The following is a 20,195-nucleotide window of genomic DNA, read 5'->3' as shown; positions in this document are numbered from 1 at the left end:
TTTATTTGTTTTTCTTAACTTGCTCTGCTTTGGTTGTTTTGAATTCAACTTGCTGAGGCTGAGTATTTGTTTCATTACCTCCAGGAGTTCCTGGTCTGCTGATCGAAGGAGTGGCGGGTGAAGCTACACTACCTTCACTAGCATCCAATTGTTGTTTCAATCTTTGTTTTGCTTCTTCAGACGCGGTATTTGTTGGTTGCGGTTTTTGAGATATTGCATTTCCGCTTTCATCTGTAAGTTCTAGCTTAACATCACTTTTCAGATATTTCAAAAGATCTTTTGCTTTCTTACCTTCCGGTGTTTTACCATAATTGAGAACAATTTGTTCCAACTGTAATATCATTATTTCTTTTCCAGCAGTTTTTCCAGCATTGTAGGCTTGCAACAAGTAAAACTTAGGAACCAGCGCATCCTTTGGATTGTCCGCAATAGCTTTATCAATCATTGTATTGGACTCAGCATATTTTTCTGTCAGATAAAGCGTATAAGCATCCGCATAGAGTTTTTCCACATCTTCTGATGACTTGTTGAAATCCTTGTTTTTCGGATTTTTCACAAACTCAGCGTAAGAAGTGTAAGGATATTTTTCTAAAATCAACTGCTTTGCTTTTTCTGCATCAGCCGGATTTTTCTCATAATTGAAGATGAAGATATTGTACAACGCCATCAAATCGGTTTCCTCATCTGGTTTATTATCTACAAGGTCATACAAAGTTTTAGTTGCCAGTTTGGTATTTCCAAAAAACGACTCATACATCCTTCCCATCCCAAGACTTGCAGTATCTCTGTCTTTTTTTAATCTTCCCAATTCTTCCGGAGAAGTTGGGATTTTCTCAATATAAAATTCTGGCTCCAAACGTCTCGGATCCGGCGCATTAGCAATACCTAAAGCTTCATTCTTCATTTCTTCAATCGTTGTCGTTTTTGCCGAATAACGCCAGTTGTCCATCAAAGTTCTGTTACCCCAAGTTTGTTTAAAGGATGTTTCTCCTCTTGGGATATTGTTGGCATTAGCAAAATAGAAAGTTGAGCCTCCGGTATTAATTCCAAAATTTTGGAAGCTACCAGCATCCGTAGAGTTATTAGCGAAAATAGAATTAGCATTATAATCCGAATTATCAAAACCTTTGCTGCGTTCAGCACGCTTCTTTTCCAGTTCTTCTACTGCTTCTTTCTGTTTGATTTTCTCAATATACTTTGTGAAATATTCTCTTTTTTCATCAAGACTCATTTTGGAAAGATTCAGAATACTGTCATTCTTTTTAACAACGTAATAATTCTTAGAAAGCTTCTTGATATTGGCTGTTAGATCTGTCAATCTGTCTTTTTCAGGCTTATAAGTCATCACAGCTAATGCACTATCGTAGTAAACACCGGCAGTCAAATAGTCGTCTTTTGCAAAATATTTTTTAGCCAATTCGGAATAAGTTAGTCCACGAATCTGCGGATCAGACTGTTTTTCCTTCAATGCTTTTCTGAAGAAAGAATCAGCGATAGAATCTTTTGTGGCAGAAGTAGCAATTAATCCACTTGCGTAGTACAACTCATTTTTACGGGAAGCATAAGTTCCTTTTTTGGCAATTTTAGCAAGGTAAGCCATCGCCTCATCGTAGCTATCGGCTTTTCCATCAAAAGTTTTAGCGATTTCTATCTGAGATTTAACCTCAAATTCATAGCTGTTTGCATATTTGTAAGCTGCAGCAAAAGATTCTCTGGCTTCATCCTTTCTATTAAGATTTGACAGAATTTGCCCGCGTAAATAGGCGATTCTGCTTTTTATTTTTCTGTTTTTGTTATAAGTAAAGGCTTCTTCCAAAACTTCAGCAGCCAATTCTTTTTTGCCCCATTTCAGGAAATTATCAGCTTGATAAACTTTCAGAATTCTTTTGTGTTCTTTGGTTAATTTGATCTTCGGATCTTCTTCCAAATCTCTGAAAACCTCATCAGCACGATAATATTCTTTTAGTTTAGAATAATTAACCGCTTGATAAATTCTCGCCAAAGGCAATCTTTTATCCTTGCTCATTGTGTTGAAAATGTAACCCAATGCGTCCAGAGATTCCAAATATTTACCTTGATACATTCTTGCCTTTGCCAACAAAATATAAGCGTCAAAAATCTTTTTATTCTTCTCTACGCTGTTTACAAGAACTGAATATTTGGTAATAGTTTTCAGTGCTTTAGCTTCGGTAATTTGTAATGTTGTAGCGCCTTTTTTATTGGGATTTGCGCCTCCCATTCTTTCGTTACCATCTGGAGAAGTATTTCTGGTAGCTCCTCTTAGTGGCATTGGCCCAGAATCAGAATTATCTGTTGCGACTGTACCATTTTGGACATCAGTAAGATTATCTTCTGTGGTGTAAACAGAAATATAAGGATCGTAAAAGTTGTCAACGTGCGCTTTGTCTCTGCTTTCCATCTCGGCAAGAAAAGATTCTCTACTGTTGAATAAAGTATTATGAAACGTCATAAACCGGTTAATAGGACCACTTTTAGTTTTTTTCTTTTTGTGGCGCGGGTTACAGGCAATTACGCTTACGACGGCAAGTATGATTAGTAAATATTTTCTCATCTAATTATTTCAAAATGAAATTTCTGGTTGAATCTGTAAAAATAACGAAATTTTGTAAGGAAAATTATCTAAAGCTATTAGTTTTACAAATTGCTTGGAAAACAATTCAGTTTTTTGAGTTCTTCGTAAACCAAATCCACTGGAAAACCCATCACAGAATAGAAAGAACCGGAAATGTGTTTGATCTTTGCCATTCCCAGCCATTCCTGGATTCCGTATGATCCGGCTTTGTCAAAAGGTTTATAATTGTTGATATAAAATTTAATTTCTTCATCGCTAATCTCAGAAAATTCCACATCAGTTTTACTCGTTTTACTGATTTCCAAATCCGATGTTTTGATTGTAAAAGCTGTATAAACCTGATGTATTTTTCCCGAAAGACTTTTTATCATTTCAAAAGCTTCATTCTCGTCTTTTGGTTTAAGAAGAATTTTTTGGTCTAATGCAACAATGGTGTCCGAAGTCAAAAGAATTTCGTCTTCATTAACATCGAAAGCTTTTGCTTTCTTGGCTGAGACATATTCTGCGATTTGATTCGGATTCAAGTCAGAAGGATAAGACTCATCAACATCGATTTTAACGATGTCGAATTGATAACCTAATTGTGATAATAATTCTTTTCGTCTAGGTGAATTGGAAGCGAGTAATAATTTCATTTGCTTATTTCTATTTTTCAATGGTCAAATGGAACGATAAATCGTTTCATTTTCAATTATTTAAGCTGACTTTGTTTCTTCGTCCAGATTCCATTTTCCCTGAACTTTCATCACTTGTTCTATCACATCACGCACAGCTCCTTTGCCTCCATAAATTGGTGAAATATAATCTGAAATGGCTTTCACTTCCGGAACTGCATTCGCTGGACAAGCAGAAATCTCAGCTAATTTCATAATCCCGATATCCGGAATATCGTCACCCATCATTAGAATTTCGGAATCTTGTAAATTATATTTGGATTTGAAATCTTCGTAATCAGAAACTTTGTGAGAAGATTTAGCATAATAATCTTTGATGCCAAGATACTCCATCCTGTTTTTCACCATTGGGTCATTTCCGCCAGTGATAATGCCAATGATGTAACCTTGTTTCAGAGACTGAACCACCGCATAACCATCCAAAACGCTCATCACACGAGACATATTCTGGTCTGGCAAAAGGTAAACGCTTCCATCTGTAAACACGCCATCGACATCAAAAACGAAAGCTTTTATATTTTTAAGTTTTGGTAAATAACTCATTTTAAATTTTTAAAAATTAACACAAAAAAGTCCTCTCGAAAGAGGACTATAAAAATAGTGTTTTATGTCTAATTAAGGGTAAAGAGCTGGTTCAATTTTGTTGTTATTATTTTTGATTTCCTCTCTTTGATTTTTTTCCATTGCCCGCAGAACCTCTGAAGGTTCCGACATCATTTTTCCATCAATATTCAGCGTTAGCTTCATATTTCCTTGTGATAGCATCTGGCGTGTATCTTTTACAGGATCATTTTTGTATTCTTTCCACTGTTTTTTGAACTGCTCTTCAGAAACCTCGATTTCTTTTCCGCCAGGAACACCGAATGTTTTTACAACAATCCCGCCACGTGTACTTCCGATTTCTTCTTTTTCAATTTTCTCAACTTCATCAAACTTTTTGCTGCCAACAAACTTGAATATATGCGTTCCAGTAGAATCTTCCATTTCCAAAATCAAACCTGGTAATCCTGAAAATTTATAAGGTCCGTCCTGAAAAGGAAAATCCTGAGAAAACCAAGCCGTCCAGGTTCTTCCACCGAAGTCGAGCGTTGCTTTTTGAACTTCGAATTTATCAATTGTCTTCTTATCAGGAAGTATTTTCCAGGCCATAGGATTTTCATTTTTAACACTGAATCTAGAGTTACCAATACCGGTATGTAAAACGATATTGAAATCCGGATAAGATTTGGAAACCGAATATCCAATTTTGCCTCCATTTCCGCCACGGTAGTTAAAATTGGTAGAACCTGTTGCAATTTGCTTTTTAAAATAGGCATCTCTTGTAGAATCACTTACAAATTTCTGCCTGCTGTAGAACTTGCTGCCGTCTTTTTTGATGTCCAGATACATCAATTCTGTCTCAAGCGAATCTTTCTTTTCGAGATTAGAAGCGAACTTGTACTCATACATAATCCTTGTTCCTTGAGCAAATGATGCTAAGCTCAAAGTAATCATCAATAATAAAAATGTTTTCTTCATAACTAAAGATTTAGTGATTTAAAATTAAGAAAAATAAAAAGGCAGACGAAAAAAATCGCGCTACCTTTTTGGTTATAATAAAATAGTGTGTTATTTGAAGTTGAATTTTACAGTGAACATAAACTGGCTTGGACGGATGTTGTACGTGTTTCTTCTTATAGAGTTGGTAAGGGTATTCACAGAAATAGTTTCATAAACTTTTTTATTTCCAATGTTTAACCACTTAAACTCAAAATCAATTTTCTTTTTTACCCAAGTATATTGATAGGAAACATCAAAAAATGAATTTCTATAGCTTTCCATAGCAAGAGTTGTTGTTATATCATCCCATATAAATCCGAAAGTATGGTTGTCCGAAGGATAGATATATGTAGCTAAATTGTGATTCCAATCACTGTTTTTATTGGTTAAATTGCTAGAGTTATCTGTACTTTTTCTCCAGTTCATTGTTAGATTATAATCTACGCTTAGCCAGCTAAAATATGTGTTATTGAATTTGAGACCAAAAGCTTGACCCTCATTTTTAATTGAATAAAATCTTTCATTGATTGTCTCAAAATCTTCATTCACATCACTTATCATACTATAATTTTTACTGTTGCTATTCGTAAAATTAACAGAGAAGTTTGTTTTGAAACTTGGAAAATATTTTCCTATTTCTGCTCTTTGACTATTGGATGTAGATGTATTATCTCTTTCCAGTATTTCTGACAGGATTGTTCCGTTTGGTGATATTCTCTGATTGGTAACCAAATTATTAGTATTGTTCCCTATTCTATAACTTACATTAAAGAATAAATTATTAAGCGGGTTTCTATATTCTAATCTTGAACTTGCATTTCTAGATGTAGTCTCAGGAAGTTGAGAACTCTTAACTTGTACAAAGGTTGGATTTGTAAGAATATTTCCAGCATATAAATCTCCAAAATTTCCAAAACTATTAGCAATACTTCCAAAAATCCAAAGTTTGAAAAACGATGCAAAATCATAAGAACCAAACATAGTAGGCTCAAATCTGGTTTTATTGATCGCTTGTCCTGTTCCTCTTAAGTTATCGTTATAATCAATTCCATAAAAGTTTACTGGGAGTGTTAGATTCAAGTTTATATTTTGAGATTTGTAATTAACACCTACTTGTGTATAAGGCTGAACCTCATTCCAATTGATGTTGTTTTGATAATCCAAACCATATAAAGTTGATTCATTCCCATTAATTCCATTAAGATTTGATTTCATTGAATTGAAATTAACACTAATTCCAGCTTCTGGCGTAAAAGTCCATTTTCTATAGCTTAATCCAACTGATGCAGAATGCGTTGTATTAATACTTTTTAAAGAAATATACTGACGTAATGCTTCAAAATTATTCGGAATAAATTGCTCAGGAGTGCTAAATAATGGGTCTGGGACAAAGCTAGAATATCTTCCTGGTCTCGAACTTAATGTTTGTTTATCATTCTGGATACTCACATAGCTCATTACATTGAATAACTTATCCTTCCAAGGCAATATGGTGCTTAAAGAGTTTGTAAAGTTAAATGTAGGAGCATTAAGGTTTTCGTCCGCACTTATTTGGTTAAAAGCATCAGCTTGGTTATCTGACCACATTCCTGTCCACGTTGTAGTATTTTTAAAGAAGCCTTTTTTTGCATTCTTTGTAAAGATCATTTCCCCTTTAGCTTTATTAGTATAGAAATCATTATGTATCGTTCTTTCTATATTAGATCCGTTAACTAATATTTCATTAGAATATGAATCTCTTTCAATAGCATTGTTGGTGTAATTAGCATTTAGTTTTAGTTCCCATTCTTTATTTTTGAAAGGACTTGTTAATAGGTTTGCAGAGAAAAAATGAACATTATTCAATAAATACCTTTTTTCTGGTAAATCTGGTGTTTGAGCTTGTTCTACATTTAGCCAACGGTTTGCTGATACTTGGCTTCTTCTGCCTTCCCATCTACTGCCAAAAGATAAAAGATTTCCTTCATTCTCAACACTTTCACCATTATTATTAGCCTTGTAATTAACAACCCATTGATTTTTCTGTCCAAAAAACATTGGTGTTAATTTCACATTCCAAAGTAATGGACTGAAGCCTGCTCCAATTTCTCCACGACCGGTCATTGTTACAGATTTTTTTAGCTTAATGTTAAGAGCAGCTTGTTCAGAAGGAACTTTATCTCTAAGAATACTTACCGGCTGGTGATTTTCCAAAACCTCTACTTTGGAAACAGCATCTTTTGGCAACGAGTTATTGATTGTTCCATAACCGCCTTCCATCAAGTCTTTTCCATTAACATAGAATTTGTTAATCGCTTCACCTTGATAAAGTACAGTTCCATCTTTGTTAACCTCAATCCCTGGGATTTTTTTCAAGACATCAGCTAAGGTTCTGTCATTTTTATTTTCAAAAGACTTTAAGTCGTATGAAATGGTGTCGCCTTTTTTGGTGATTAGTTTTGTTTTAAGTCTCACTTCCTGGATTTCTGTAGCCTGAGAATCCATTGAGAAGTTCAGTTTTTGATCTTCGTTTTTTATAGTTTGTGTAATTGGTTTCTGATTAAAGGCTTTAATTTTTAAATCCAGATTACCTTCCGATGAGTTTACAGAAACTTTGTATTCCCCTTTTGCATTGGAAATTCCGTATGCTAGGATTGCATTTTTTCCTGGTTCTTCAACTGTTACACTTGCGCTTGCAAGCGGTTTTCCATCGGCATCGGTTATCACTCCGGAAATTGTTTTTTGTGCCAAAACAATCATAGAAAAAGATAGGATAAATAGAACTGATAATAATTTTTTCATAGTTAGTAATTGTATCACTAAATAGTTAGTAATTAAAAATTGCAAAATGTTACAAAGTTTTTTTTGGAGTGCAAAAAAGATAAAAAGTTAAATGACTGATTAATTTATAAATCAGAAATTATAATATAGATTTAAACTATTTGTAATTGTTATAAATAAAGGAAATGTTTTTTCTCTTCGGAAACATTAATTTAATAAATTTGTGCCTTAATATTACATTAATATGGGAATCATTCTAAAACCAATTGATATAGTAGACGATATTTCTAAAGAAGATTTTCTGGAAAAGTATCTCAAACCACGCAAGCCTGTTGTGATAAAAAATATGGCGAGAAACTGGCCGGCTTACCAAAAATGGACGATGGATTATATAAAGGAAGTTGTAGGCGATGTAACTGTTCCTTTGTATGACAGTGCAAAAGCGGATCCTGCGGCTCCAATCAATGCGCCGACTACCGAGATGAAGTTTGCTGATTATATCGACCTCATCCAAAGAGAACCGACTGATCTTAGAATCTTCTTCTTTGATCCCATAAAACACGCTCCAAAAATTCTGAATGATTATATTTCTCCAAAGGAATTGATGGGTGGTTTTCTGGACAAATATCCAAGTATGTTTTTCGGTGGTAAAAGTTCTGTGACTTTCTTGCATTATGACATAGATTTGGCGCATATTTTCCACACGCATTTCAATGGTAGAAAACATGTTCTTCTTTTTGATTATAAATGGAAAGAAAGGTTGTACTGTCTGCCATATGCGACCTATGCTTTGGAAGATTACGATATAGAGAATCCGGATTTCAAGAATTTCCCTGCACTGGATGGTGTAGAAGGTATAGAATGTTTCTTGGAGCACGGCGATACGCTTTTTATGCCAACAGGTTGGTGGCACTGGATGAAATATCTGGACGGAAGTTTTTCTCTTTCTCTGAGAGCTTGGGATAAAAGTTTTGCTGTAAAAGTCAATTCCCTTTGGAATCTTACAGTGCAAAGAGGTTTTGATAATTTTATGAAGAAAAATTTCAAAGCTAATTATATGAATTGGAAAGAGAAAAAAGCAATCGCAAGAGCCAATTATGCTTTGAAAAGAGGATTGCCTAAGTAATTGTTTTCAATTCTAAAATAAATAAAAATGCAACTCAATCATTGAGTTGCATTTTTATTTATAACAAGTGAAATTGGTTTAAACTACACCTTGAGCCAACATTGCCTCAGCTACTTTTACGAAACCTGCGATGTTTGCACCTTTTACATAGTTTACAAAACCATCTTCTTCTTTACCGTAATCTCTACAAGCTTTGTGGATGCCAATCATAATCTCTTTCAATCTCGCATCTACTTCGTCGGAAGTCCAGTTCAGTCTGATAGAGTTTTGTGTCATCTCCAATCCGGAAGTAGCCACACCACCAGCGTTAGACGCTTTTCCAGGAGAGAATAATACTTTATTATCCAGGAAATAATTGATAGCGTCTAAAGTCGAAGGCATATTCGCCGCTTCGGTTACACAAAGACAACCATTTGCAACCAATGCTCTTGCATCATCCAGATCTAATTCGTTTTGAGTTGCAGAAGGGAAAGCAATATCACATTTTACTTCCCAAGGTCTCTTCCCAGCGAAGAATTGTGCTTCCGGATATTTTTTAGCATAATCCTCAGCTCTGTTGTTTCCGCTAGCTCTCAGTTCAAGAAGATATTCGATTTTTTCTCCAGAGATTCCGTCTTTATCATAAACATAACCATCTGGGCCAGAAATAGTAACTACTTTTCCACCAAGGTCATTAATTTTTTTGATAACACCCCAAGCCACGTTTCCGAAACCTGAAACTACAACCGTTTTACCTTCAATTTTTTCGTTGATTGTTTTCAGCATTTGCTCAGCGAAGTAAACAACGCCATAACCAGTTGCTTCTGGTCTGATCAAAGATCCTCCGTAAGCCAAACCTTTACCAGTCAAAACTCCGGTAAACTCATTTCTGATTTTTTTGTACATTCCGAAAAGGTACCCGATTTCTCTTGCGCCAACTCCGATATCTCCTGCAGGAACATCGGTTTCCGGACCGATGTGTTTGCAAAGTTCCATCATAAAAGCTTGGCAGAAACGCATAACTTCCATATCAGATTTTCCTTGAGGATCAAAATCAGAACCTCCTTTTCCACCGCCCATTGGCAATGTTGTCAAACTATTTTTGAAGACTTGCTCAAAAGCTAAGAATTTCAATACGCTAAGATTTACCGTTGGATGGAATCTGATTCCACCTTTGTAAGGTCCGATTGCAGAATTCATCTGGATTCTGAAACCTCTGTTTACCTGAATTTCTCCTTTATCATCAATCCAAGGCACACGGAAGATGATTACTCTTTCCGGTTCTGCCATTCTCTCTAAGAGCTTCATTCCGGTATATTCTTTTTTCGTAGCGATGAAAGGGATTACGGTTACCGCAACTTCTTTTACAGCTTGGATAAACTCGGGTTCGTTAGGGTTTTTGGCTTCGATTTTTGCCATAAACTCCTGAATCTTTTCTTCAACGTTAAATAATTCCATTGTTGTACAATTATGACAACAAATTTAATTTCTTTTTCGAATTTCGCAAGTAATATTTTGATTTTTATTAAAAATTTAATGATATTGATTAAGTTTTTTGCATAATGTATAATTACATCTTTTGTATTAACAATATTTGAATTTAATATTAAATAACTTCAATTTTCGAAAATGTAGGTTTTGTTAATTTAATTGATATTGTCGTCCGGAAAGACAGTTGATGTAGCCATATATCTCTAAATCAAGAAGAATTGGCAAAAGTTTGTGATGTAAAATGCCCGATTTTTCTGCTAATTCGTCTAAAGAAATCGTTTTATTTTCTGTCATAATTGCTAAAATTTTGTGATGATCTTTTTTCTCCGGATCAATTTCAATTTTGGCTTCTTCTTTGGGGAATAATTCGGTTTGAGGAATGAAATTTAGATTTTTTATTAATGAATTGATATCGACAATCGGTTCGGCTTTGTTAAGAGATATCAACTGGTTACAACCTTGACTGTAAATGTCAGTAATTTTACCTGGCAACGCAAAAATATCGCGATTGTATTGGTTGGCAAAACTCACAGTGGTAACAGAGCCGCCACCGTAAGCCGTTTCCACGACAATCAGATTGGAAGAAAATCCGGCGATGATTCTATTTCTTTGTAAAAAATTTTCTTTGGCCATTCCTTCGAAAGAGGCATATTCAGTTATGAGTGCGCCGTTATTTTCAAGAATTTTATTGGCTAAAGTTTTGTTCCTGGCAGGATAAATCGAACTTAAACCTTGTGCTAAAACAGCAATGGTTGGAATTTTATTTTTCAAAGACTCTTCGTGAACGCAAGAATCCACACCTAAAGCCAAACCACTGACTGTCGAAACTTTAGAACCCGATAATCCGGCAAGTAAATCCTGAATAAAAGTCTTTCCGTAAGAAGTCATTTTTCTGGTTCCAACCATACTAACAGGATTTCTGTCAGGATTCAGATTTCCTTTGTAAAAAAGAACTACGGGAGAATCGTCGCAATTCAAAAGATGTTTTGGATAGAGTTGATCAGTTTGAGAAATAATGTTGATGCCTTGTTTTTCACAAAGTTTAATTTCTTTTTCAGCAATGAGCAGAAATTCTTTATTCCCGATATTCTGAATTGTTTGTTTACCAATTCCGGATGTAGAAAGAAGAGATTTGGTAGAAGATTCCCAAACTTTTTTGGCTGAGCCGATATTTGCAATCAGCTTTTTAAGATTGATGTTACCAATGTTTTTGCACTGTTTCAGCGCAAGAATGTAAAGATATTCTTCGGAAGTCATAGCTCATTTGTGTTATGACCAAATTAAGAATTATTTTTCTCTTTTCCGAATTTCATCCAGATAATCCCAAATAGATTCTTGTTTCAATTGAGGTAATTCTTCGAAATCTTCGGGATGATTGGCCATATACTCTTGCCAGATTTTATCATCCTTTTCGTTATAATAATTAGGGAATTCCCAGATGTATTTCTTTTTTTTATCGCCAATTTTTCTGAAAATAATTGACAAAATAACTCCAGTAATACTTCCTGCTAAATGTGATTGCCAACTGATTCTGCTCGGCTCTTCCAGATTGGAGAAAAATTCTTCCGGAAAAATTCCCCAAATCAAACTTCCATAATACAAAGCTACAACCATAGAAATGGTCAGTAATTTCATATTCCAACGGAAAACACCACTGAAAAAAATGAAAAATGCCAACATGTAAACCAATCCGCTGGCGCCAATAATACAGCTGTAGTTCCATTCTCCGGTAGTAATATCAATAGGAGGCAACATCCAAACCAATAATCCTGCTGCAATCCAGCCAATAAAAAAAACACGGAATGCTATTTTAGAATAAAATTCGAAAAGTAAAAATAAGAGAATCGCAATCGGCATAGAGTTTCCGATAATGTGATCCAGACTTCCGTGTAAAAGTGGAGCGAGGAGAACGCCTTTTAGTCCTTCCGGCATCAGAGGAATCAAAGCTCCATTACAACCTTGGAAAAATCCAATGTTTTGTAACAGGAAAAAACTCCACATCAGAACCAACATAATAATTGGTACTAAAATAGATCGCAAATTGAAGGATTTTAAAAACATTGATTTTACATTCTCAATTTTACAGCCAATTTTGAAAAAAGGTAATTTTGTCTGTAAAAAACAGGTCAATAAATGTGAATTTGGTTATAAAGTCAGATTATTAGAAATTTAGTTTTATTATTTTTGTTTAAAATTTAGATCTTAATGAAAAAGGTATTGGTGTTGTTTATCCTATTATTAGGCATTTTCTTTAATGCACAGGTAACTGATTATCAGAAAATCATCGACTCTATCGGTCAAAAAAAATGGGACTCTACATCTATAGATCTTGATAGTCTTTCCAATCCGAGGATTATTGATATCAAATCTTTGAAAAGAGATGAAGTGCAAATCAATAATAGCGTTGTGATTGTTCCTAACAATGATGCAAGCCCGCTAACACCATCATCTATTTTGACTTTACCTACATTGAAACGTTGGTTTATATTTGGGCAAAATACTTTAGTTTTCAACCAGTCATCATTTGCCAATTGGTATGCTGGAGGGAATAACAATATTGGTGTCATTGGAAAGGTGAATTACAATATTGTCTATAAAAAAGATAAACATTATCTCGATAATAATATCCAGTTAGGTTACGGTTTTGTTTCTTCTACAGGTCAATCTACCAGAAAAACAGATGATTACATCAACATTATGACCAATTACGGCTATGAGTTGGCGCAGCATTATTATTTGTCAACCGGTTTTCAGTTTCTATCACAGTTCACGCCGGGATTCAATTATTCTGCAACACCAGATCCGGTTTATGATAACAGAATTTCTAAATTTATGGCGCCAGGTTACCTTAATTTAGGTATTGGTCTTTCATATAACCCCAATGAAAATTTCCAGTTGATTGTTCGTCCTTTGAATGGGAAATTCACCTTCGTATTGGATAAAAAACTTCAAACCAAAGGCAACTATGGTTTGGAAAGAGACGGGCAAAGTATGAGAGCTGAGGTTGGTACAATGGTGAATGTTCTTTATAAAATTAAACTTTTCAAAGATGCAACCTATGTGAACCAAATCAATTTCTTCAGTAATTATCTGGAACATTCGGAAAGAGTTGATATCAATTACAGCGGCGCTCTTAATCTAAAATTCAACAAGTACATTACGACTTCTGTAACGGTAGATGTAATGTATGATCACGACCAGATTCAGAAAGTACAAAGAAAGCAAACGTTAGGAGTTGGCGTTACTTATAATCTGGGTTATAAGGTTGACAGAGATAGCAATACAGGTGTTATAAAGCCATTCATTAACTAATCATTCTTCTATTTATTATATTTGTTTAACCAAAAACAAATAAATATGAAGAAAGTTCTATTATCAGTAAGCCTTTTATTCGCCTTAAGTTCCTATGCACAAGAACAGCCTGTGCAAGATTCTACCAAAGCTTGGTCTATTATCGGACAAAATACATTAATGCTCAATCAATCGGCATTTTCCAATTGGGTTGCCGGTGGTGCTAATAATATTGGCTGGCAGGCTGGAGTCAATTACAATATGACTTATGAGAAAGACAAAGATCTTTGGGAAAATCTCATTATTCTTGGTTATGGGATGAATAATACCCAAGGCGTAGGAAACCGGAAAACGCAGGATGTGATTAATCTTTCTACCAATTATGGGCGCAAAATTTCTGGAAATTGGTATGCCTCAGTTGGGGCTGGGTTGATTTCTCAATTTGCTCCAGGTTACGAGGATGGTAATAATCCCGAAGCTTCCAAAATATCCAATTTTATGTCTCCTGGCTATGTTAATGTGGGAGCAGGTTTTACTTATAAACCCAGCGATAATTTCACAATGACATTGCGGCCTGCCAACGCAAGATTTACTTTTGTTTTGGACAAAGATTTGCAATGGGCAGGGAATTATGGACTGAAGAATGACGGCGATTCTATGCTGTTCCAATTTGGTTTCTTGGGGACGGCGCAGTACAAAGTAAAGTTGATGGAAAATATTACATTGCAAAACAATGCTTCGGTTTTTTCTAATTATCTAGACCATCCGGAAAGACTGGTTTTGTCCTATTCCGGAATTCTGAATATGAAAGTCAACAAGTACATATCGACCAACGTCACTTTGGATCTATTGTATGATCATAATCAAATCAAGAAAACACAGTTGAAGCAAACCTTAGGAATTGGTTTGGCTTATAATATTGATAATGGGCAAAAGCGTTCGGAAAACAAACGTAATCAGGAATGGAAAACGAAATAAAAATTTGAATAAAAAAAAGCGGAGATTAATTCTCCGCTTTTTCGTTTAGCCAACCCATTTCTCCAAAATGTTTTTTGAATTTTTGAATTTTTGGTCCCACGACAGCACTACAATATGGCTGAGTTGGATTAGCATTATAATAGCCCTGGTGGTAAGCTTCCGCAGGCCAGAATTTTTTGAAAGGGACAATCTCTGTTACATATTTTCCGTTCCATTCCTGCTTTGCTTCAGATTCTTTCATCGATTCTTCCGCCTCTTGTTTTTGCTTTTCAGAATGATAGAAAATTGATGATCTGTATTGCGTTCCAATATCATTTCCTTGTCTGTTAAGCGTCGTAGGGTTATGAAGGAACCAGAATACTTCCAATAATTGTTTGAAAGAAATAATCTTTGGGTCAAAGGCAATTTCTACCACTTCTGCATGCCCGGTAGTTCCGGTACAAACTTCTTCATAAGTTGGGTTATCCTTGTGACCTCCAGAATAACCAGAAGTTACAGATTCTACGCCTTTCAGCATATGAAAACAACTTTCTACACACCAAAAACATCCGCCTGCCAAAGTGGCATATTCCAAATTGTTCTTATCCATTTTTTGATTTGTTAAAGGTTTTGTTTTTTTCTCCTGCCCATTGCAGTTGATGAGGAAAAAACTAAGTATTAATAATAAATAACGATTCATTTTCAGAAAGAAAAAATCCTTTGATTTTCCTTGTCATCAATAGCAAAAATTATTCCTATCAAAAAGAAACATCAAAGGATTTATGAATATCAATTATTTATTTTCCCATACAAGAGCACTTGCTCCTAATATAGCTGCATCTGCCTCATCCAACTCACTGAAAACCAATTTTACTTTTGAGCGGAAGATAGGAAGCAGGTTTCTTTCCATATGCAATTTGGCAGGTTTTAGCAGGAAATCTCCAGCCTTGATAACACCACCAAATAACAATATTGCTTCTGGAGAAGAGAACATTACAAAATTTGCAAGCGCTTCTCCTAATTTTTGTCCAGTATATCTGAAAACTTCGATTGCCGTTGGGTCTCCCTTTTCAGCACACTCGAAAACTGTTTTGGAATTGATAGATTCCTCAGGATATTGATTCAGCATAGAATCCGGAAACTCAGCACGGAATTTTTTTGCCGTAATCGCAATTCCCGTTGCAGAAGCGTAAGATTCTAAGCTTCCTTCAGAACCAGTGCTCCAGTGTTTTCTTCCTCCAGGTTTCACAATTGTATGTCCTAGTTCGCCAGCAAATCCATCGTGCCCGTAGATTAGATTTCCACCGCTGATGATTCCACTTCCAACACCTGTTCCAAGTGTTATCATTATGAAATCTTTCATCCCTCTTGCTGCTCCGAACATCATCTCTCCAAGAGCGGCCGCATTAGCATCATTGGTCATTTTGCAGGGAACTCCGAATTTTTCTTTCATCAATTCCGCAAAAGGAACAACGCCTTTCCAAGGAAGATTGGGAGCCAATTCAATTGTACCTTTAAAATAATTAGCATTTGGCGCACCAACACCTATCCCATCTAAAGTCGTATTATTAGAGACCTCATCTATAAGAGGTTTGATATTGGTGTACAAAGCATCGATAAAATCTTCTACCTGCTTGTAATCTTCAGTTTTTATACTTCCTTTCGCAAGGATTTCTCCGCGATGGTTGACCAAACCAAATTTAGTATTAGTTCCGCCAATATCTATTCCTATTGCTATTTGCTTAGATAAATCAATTAATGACATTAATTTTTAATTTTTTAAGACCCTAAATTTAGGGAAAATCAATGTAATATGTTATAAATATTAATTTAATTTTAAAATTAGAAGCTGACTTTTATCGTTAATCCAAAAGTTCTTGGGTCTCCCAAAACGCCAGCGTAATGTCCGGCGTTCCCAGCTCCTGGAAGCAATTGTTCAAAATAATCTCTGTTAAAAATATTTCTTACCCATATATATGTTGTAACGCCTTGTCTCACTCGGAAACCAAATCTTGTATTGAATAAAGCATATCCGGCAACATTCATAAATTTAGACGGAGTCGGACTGGATGAAAAAGTTGAACGATAATAACTGTCCAAAGCAAAGAAATAATCCCCTTCATATTTCAAGAATTTTCCTGCAAAATTAAATTCTCCACCTGTTGAACCTGCCCATTTTGAAACTCCAGGCAAAACACCACCTGAAATATCAACATAATTGACACCGCCTGTATCTTCCAAAGCTGGCGGCGCATTGGTAAATTTTTTATAAATCGCTTCTGTATAAGCCAAATTCGTGAAGAAATAAAAGTTGTTGAATGTATAAGAAATATCAGTTTCAATGCCTCGAACTTGTACTTTTTGTGCATTGGCAAGATAACCTCTGTTAAGTTGCAAACTTTCTGCCTGAACTTGTATCTGATAATCCTTGATATCAGAATTATAAACCGTTAAATTGAAAATCAAATTTTTAAGTGGTTGAGATTTAAGCCCGATTTCATAATGTAGAATTCTTTCTGGTTTTACAACAGCAAGTTCTGTCATTACTCTTCCGTTGTCCGTAGGAAGTCCTCCAAGATTAAGTCCAACAGGTTTAAAGCCAGTTGAAAAAGTTCCGAAAAGATTATAATTTTTAGTTGGTTTATAAGCTAAAGTCAATTGACCAGAAAAATTAGTATCATCAATTGATGCATTGAACTCCTGATTGCTGTAAACTGAAGTTTTAATTGCTTGCAGAGCATCTTTGTCAGGGTTATCATCAGAAATTTCCAATCCTCCATAAGTGATTCTTTTGAAATCAATTTCTTTTTTATCATAATTAATTCTAATTCCAGGTAATAAACTAAATTTTTCGGTAAAAGCCCAATCCAGTTGTCCAAACACTGCTCCACTGAAGGAATTGAGACTTGGATAAGACTTGATTCCGTATCCTTCCAATAGTCCGGGTGTTTTCCATCTATCAACTACTAATGGGTCTGTTGAGTTCAAAGAGAAACGCCATTGGTCTTTTCCTGCTTCTTCAATTTGTCCGTTTTTATCGGCTCTTAATCTTTGCCAAATTCCAAACACTCCAAAAACACCACTCAATTTTTCACTGATGTTTCCGGACCAACGGATTTCCTGACTCCATTGCTGATGCTTACTTGGTGCTTGTGATTTTGCCAAAGCTGCAAGTCCTGTGAAATCTCTATCATTTGAAGGATTCCAATTCCAGAATCTCCAGGCTGAGGTGGAAGTAATTTTTCCTTTTCCGAGATTATATTCAACATTCAAAGAAAGTCCGCCCATATCTTGCTCAGCTTTCCAAGGTGTGTCTGTATCAACAGTTCTGTTAAATGGGTCGATTTTTGGCAAAGTATAGCCAAGGTCAGAAATTATATTATTGAATTGTCTGTAAGCCGCTCTTTTGGTCGCTACAACTCCGGCAATGACCTGCGCATATCCGTTGGCTCTTAATCTATTGTAATCTCCGGTTAGAATGAATTTCAGATTTTCATTCGGTTTGTATAATAATTGGTCTCTGATGGCGATTGAATTAATATCATTAAGCTCCTGATTGGTTCTTGAATTATAAATTGTTCCGTCTCTGTGAGTTCCTGATGCAGAAAACCTGTTCGCAAATTTATCCGTAATTGCTCCAGTTACAGAAGTTTTTGCCTGAATGAAACCATAATTTCCATAACTGATTTCAGCTGTTCCTCCAGTTGTAAAACTTGGCTGTTTTGTCGTAACATTGAAAGTTCCTGCAGTTGTATTTTTTCCAAACAAAGTTCCCTGCGGGCCTCGCAAAACTTCGATTCTTTCTATATCGACAAAATCTAAAGTTGTAGCTGCAGGTCTTGCATAATAAACACCGTCAACGTAAAACCCTACACCTGGGTCAAGTCCGTCATTCGTCAAACCATAAGTTGAGCCCAAACCTCGGATGCTGAGACTTGTGTTTCTAGGCGTTGAGCTGTAAAATTGAACAGATGGAACAAATTCTTTCAATCGATTGACATTGAAAGCGCCCGTTTCTTCCGCTTTTTTCCCTGATATTACATTGATAGGAATCGGAACTTGCTGTGCAGTCTCTTCTCTTCTTCTTGCCGTTACAACAACTTCTGTGATTACAACATCATTTGGAAGAAGTTTTATGAATAAAGTATCTGTAGGTATTTCTTTTATTGATACGAATCTTGTTTCGAAACTTTTTTTCTGGATTTTTAATTCGAAAGGAAATGAATCGATATTGTTCAAGACAAAATTTCCATTTTGGTCTGTTTGTATTGATAAATTCCTATCCGATTTCGATGATATTTTTACACCGCTGATAGATTTATTATTAATGCTGTCAAGAATTTTTCCGTAGATGGAATTTTGTGCAAAAGAAAATGTGAATGACAAAATGAAAAAGACAAAGATTGCCTTTCCCCAAAAAGTCGAAGGTCTGCTCATAGTTTAAAATTAATGAGCAAATGTAGAAAATAAATAATCTATACTAAAATAGTATGAATTAAAATTAATATAAAACCCGAATGATTTAATTCAGGTTTTAATATCAATTATTTTGTTTGTGTTTTCTTTCTTCTTCCCCACCAAATCATAAATCCTGTAATTGGCATCGATGCAATAATCAAACTCACAATAAAAGCAATGATTTTCGTTGGCAATCCTAATATAGCTCCAACGTGAATATCGTAATTTGCAGCCACCGTTTTTTCTCCAAAATTTTTATCTTTTGGATCGTGTCTGTGTAATAGCTCTCCAGAATTCTCATCAAAAATCAAACTACTGCTTTTGTGATAAGAATAAGAAAGATGTTTCACATAAACTTCGAAATGTGGATGCTCGTGATCATCAATATGCGGATGTCCTAAGTCCAAAGAAAAAGCAAACGCATCAGGATAAAGCTCAATCACTTTATCGGAAATTTTATCCAATGTTTTGTCGGTTCTCATTTCAATTGGTGCTTTGGTCGTGATTTTAGAAAAATCAGGATAAACTGTTTCTCCTCCGGAAAATACGACGTAAATCATTGCCTGAACCACAAAGAAAGCGTAGAACAATCCTGTAATCGTAAGAATCAAAGCAAAAATAGAAGAGTAAAAACCTAGAATATTATGAAAATCATAATTCTTCCTTTTCCACTGCGTTGTGTCTTTCCATTGGAATTTGAAGCGTTGTTTTCTTGCGGCTTTGTTTTTTGGCCACCAAAGTATAATTCCGGTAATTAACATTATCAAAAATATAACAACCGGAATCCCAACCACATAAGTTCCCCAGTCTTGTTTCAAAAGAAAACTCCAGTGGATGGACTTTACAATGGCAAAGAATCCGTTTTTCTCATCATAAACCTGCAGAACTCTTCCATTATATGGATTAACGTAAGCTAATTTGTAAATCGGAAATTCATCAAAATAATTCCATTGATCCGGCTGATGCTCATACCAATAAAACTGATAAGACATTTTTTTGTCAATCGGAACATTGACCCAGTGGATTGGATATTTTTCTTTGGTTTGTTGATCTACCAGTTTCTCCAATTCGCGAATCGGAATGACTTTTTTGGACTCTATATTTTGTTCGTTGTGGTAGATGTATTCTTTACGGGTAAAGTTTTCTATCTCGTCCTTGAAAACATAAAGAGCTCCTGTAATCGAAATAATAAATATCAGGATACCAATGGATAAGCCAAACCACAAATGTAGTTTGGCTGACCATTTTTTAAAGACCCCTGGTTTCTTCTTATGATGATGTTTTTTCTTCATAAATATCTAAAAAGCCAAGTTGCAAACTTAGCCTT

General features: G+C 35.2%; 15 protein-coding genes. 3 read left to right on the top strand and 12 right to left on the bottom strand.

The window, feature by feature from the left end; genetic code table 11:
- Position 1: 1 nt before the first annotated feature.
- The 5 genes from porW to BUR19_RS13975 all read right to left on the bottom strand — a co-directional run bounded on the left by porW (position 2) and on the right by BUR19_RS13975 (position 7,587).
- Positions 2 to 2,572, bottom strand: coding sequence for a type IX secretion system periplasmic lipoprotein PorW/SprE (porW, locus tag BUR19_RS13995; RefSeq protein ID WP_074236068.1), 2,571 nt, complete (start codon positions 2,570 to 2,572; stop codon positions 2 to 4).
- 83 nt (positions 2,573 to 2,655) lie between these two features.
- A complete protein-coding gene (locus tag BUR19_RS13990) occupies positions 2,656 to 3,228 on the bottom strand; it encodes a Maf family nucleotide pyrophosphatase (RefSeq protein WP_074236067.1) in 573 nt (190 codons plus the stop codon).
- 60 nt (positions 3,229 to 3,288) lie between these two features.
- Positions 3,289 to 3,810, bottom strand: a complete 522-nt coding sequence (locus tag BUR19_RS13985; RefSeq protein WP_074236066.1) for a KdsC family phosphatase — start codon at positions 3,808 to 3,810, stop codon at positions 3,289 to 3,291.
- 72 nt (positions 3,811 to 3,882) lie between these two features.
- Positions 3,883 to 4,785: a GLPGLI family protein gene (locus BUR19_RS13980; RefSeq protein WP_074236065.1), complete on the bottom strand. Its 903-nt coding sequence runs from the start codon at positions 4,783 to 4,785 to the stop codon at positions 3,883 to 3,885.
- A gap of 90 nt (positions 4,786 to 4,875) precedes the next feature.
- Positions 4,876 to 7,587: a carboxypeptidase-like regulatory domain-containing protein gene (locus BUR19_RS13975; RefSeq protein ID WP_074236064.1), complete on the bottom strand. Its 2,712-nt coding sequence runs from the start codon at positions 7,585 to 7,587 to the stop codon at positions 4,876 to 4,878.
- A gap of 223 nt (positions 7,588 to 7,810) precedes the next feature.
- Here BUR19_RS13975 and BUR19_RS13970 point away from each other — a divergent pair, with 223 nt between their 5' ends.
- Positions 7,811 to 8,692, top strand: a complete 882-nt coding sequence (locus tag BUR19_RS13970) for a cupin-like domain-containing protein (RefSeq protein ID WP_074236063.1) — start codon at positions 7,811 to 7,813, stop codon at positions 8,690 to 8,692.
- A gap of 78 nt (positions 8,693 to 8,770) precedes the next feature.
- Here the strand turns inward: BUR19_RS13970 and gdhA are convergent, their stop codons facing one another.
- The 3 genes from gdhA to BUR19_RS13955 form a co-directional block, all read right to left on the bottom strand.
- Positions 8,771 to 10,129: an NADP-specific glutamate dehydrogenase gene (gene gdhA / locus BUR19_RS13965; protein WP_074236062.1), complete on the bottom strand. Its 1,359-nt coding sequence runs from the start codon at positions 10,127 to 10,129 to the stop codon at positions 8,771 to 8,773.
- A 183-nt stretch (positions 10,130 to 10,312) separates the two neighbouring features.
- Positions 10,313 to 11,419, bottom strand: coding sequence for a DNA-processing protein DprA (gene dprA, locus BUR19_RS13960; protein ID WP_074236061.1), 1,107 nt, complete (start codon positions 11,417 to 11,419; stop codon positions 10,313 to 10,315).
- A gap of 30 nt (positions 11,420 to 11,449) precedes the next feature.
- Positions 11,450 to 12,223: a rhomboid family intramembrane serine protease gene (locus BUR19_RS13955; RefSeq protein WP_074236060.1), complete on the bottom strand. Its 774-nt coding sequence runs from the start codon at positions 12,221 to 12,223 to the stop codon at positions 11,450 to 11,452.
- A gap of 144 nt (positions 12,224 to 12,367) precedes the next feature.
- On the opposite strand from BUR19_RS13955, the gene BUR19_RS13950 reads away from it, so the two are divergent.
- Both BUR19_RS13950 and BUR19_RS13945 read left to right on the top strand, forming a co-directional pair.
- On the top strand, positions 12,368 to 13,474 hold the full coding sequence (locus BUR19_RS13950; protein WP_074236059.1) for a DUF3078 domain-containing protein: 1,107 nt from the start codon (positions 12,368 to 12,370) through the stop codon (positions 13,472 to 13,474).
- Positions 13,475 to 13,519: 45 nt separating this feature from the next.
- Positions 13,520 to 14,431 (top strand): DUF3078 domain-containing protein, encoded by a 912-nt coding sequence (locus BUR19_RS13945; protein ID WP_074236058.1) that lies wholly within the window; start codon positions 13,520 to 13,522, stop codon positions 14,429 to 14,431.
- A gap of 25 nt (positions 14,432 to 14,456) precedes the next feature.
- On the opposite strand, the gene msrA is transcribed toward BUR19_RS13945, so the two are convergent.
- The 4 genes from msrA to BUR19_RS13925 all read right to left on the bottom strand — a co-directional run bounded on the left by msrA (position 14,457) and on the right by BUR19_RS13925 (position 20,160).
- A complete protein-coding gene (msrA, locus tag BUR19_RS13940) occupies positions 14,457 to 15,110 on the bottom strand; it encodes a peptide-methionine (S)-S-oxide reductase MsrA (protein ID WP_074236057.1) in 654 nt (217 codons plus the stop codon).
- 93 nt (positions 15,111 to 15,203) lie between these two features.
- The gene (locus BUR19_RS13935; RefSeq protein ID WP_074236056.1) at positions 15,204 to 16,175 is read right to left on the bottom strand and encodes an ROK family protein; all 972 of its coding nucleotides are present in this window, start codon (positions 16,173 to 16,175) and stop codon (positions 15,204 to 15,206) included.
- A 77-nt stretch (positions 16,176 to 16,252) separates the two neighbouring features.
- Positions 16,253 to 18,847 (bottom strand): TonB-dependent receptor, encoded by a 2,595-nt coding sequence (locus tag BUR19_RS13930; RefSeq protein ID WP_074236055.1) that lies wholly within the window; start codon positions 18,845 to 18,847, stop codon positions 16,253 to 16,255.
- Positions 18,848 to 18,954: 107 nt separating this feature from the next.
- Positions 18,955 to 20,160: a PepSY-associated TM helix domain-containing protein gene (locus BUR19_RS13925; protein ID WP_074236054.1), complete on the bottom strand. Its 1,206-nt coding sequence runs from the start codon at positions 20,158 to 20,160 to the stop codon at positions 18,955 to 18,957.
- Positions 20,161 to 20,195 lie beyond the last annotated feature (35 nt).

Source organism: Epilithonimonas zeae (assembly GCF_900141765.1).
In the GTDB taxonomy this organism is placed as follows: Bacteria; Bacteroidota; Bacteroidia; order Flavobacteriales; family Weeksellaceae; genus Epilithonimonas; species Epilithonimonas zeae.
This window is presented reverse-complemented; position numbering and strand designations above follow the sequence as displayed.

Coding starts and splice junctions, on each gene's coding strand:
- BUR19_RS13970 (WP_074236063.1), top strand. CDS start 7,811: ATGGGAATCATTCTAAAACCAATTGATATAGTAGACGATATTTCTAAA.
- BUR19_RS13990 (WP_074236067.1), bottom strand. CDS start 3,228: ATGAAATTATTACTCGCTTCCAATTCACCTAGACGAAAAGAATTATTA.
- BUR19_RS13930 (WP_074236055.1), bottom strand. CDS start 18,847: ATGAGCAGACCTTCGACTTTTTGGGGAAAGGCAATCTTTGTCTTTTTC.
- gdhA (WP_074236062.1), bottom strand. CDS start 10,129: ATGGAATTATTTAACGTTGAAGAAAAGATTCAGGAGTTTATGGCAAAA.
- BUR19_RS13945 (WP_074236058.1), top strand. CDS start 13,520: ATGAAGAAAGTTCTATTATCAGTAAGCCTTTTATTCGCCTTAAGTTCC.
- BUR19_RS13925 (WP_074236054.1), bottom strand. CDS start 20,160: ATGAAGAAAAAACATCATCATAAGAAGAAACCAGGGGTCTTTAAAAAA.
- BUR19_RS13985 (WP_074236066.1), bottom strand. CDS start 3,810: ATGAGTTATTTACCAAAACTTAAAAATATAAAAGCTTTCGTTTTTGAT.
- BUR19_RS13935 (WP_074236056.1), bottom strand. CDS start 16,175: ATGTCATTAATTGATTTATCTAAGCAAATAGCAATAGGAATAGATATT.
- dprA (WP_074236061.1), bottom strand. CDS start 11,419: ATGACTTCCGAAGAATATCTTTACATTCTTGCGCTGAAACAGTGCAAA.
- BUR19_RS13975 (WP_074236064.1), bottom strand. CDS start 7,587: ATGAAAAAATTATTATCAGTTCTATTTATCCTATCTTTTTCTATGATT.
- BUR19_RS13955 (WP_074236060.1), bottom strand. CDS start 12,223: ATGTTTTTAAAATCCTTCAATTTGCGATCTATTTTAGTACCAATTATT.
- porW (WP_074236068.1), bottom strand. CDS start 2,572: ATGAGAAAATATTTACTAATCATACTTGCCGTCGTAAGCGTAATTGCC.
- BUR19_RS13950 (WP_074236059.1), top strand. CDS start 12,368: ATGAAAAAGGTATTGGTGTTGTTTATCCTATTATTAGGCATTTTCTTT.
- msrA (WP_074236057.1), bottom strand. CDS start 15,110: ATGAATCGTTATTTATTATTAATACTTAGTTTTTTCCTCATCAACTGC.
- BUR19_RS13980 (WP_074236065.1), bottom strand. CDS start 4,785: ATGAAGAAAACATTTTTATTATTGATGATTACTTTGAGCTTAGCATCA.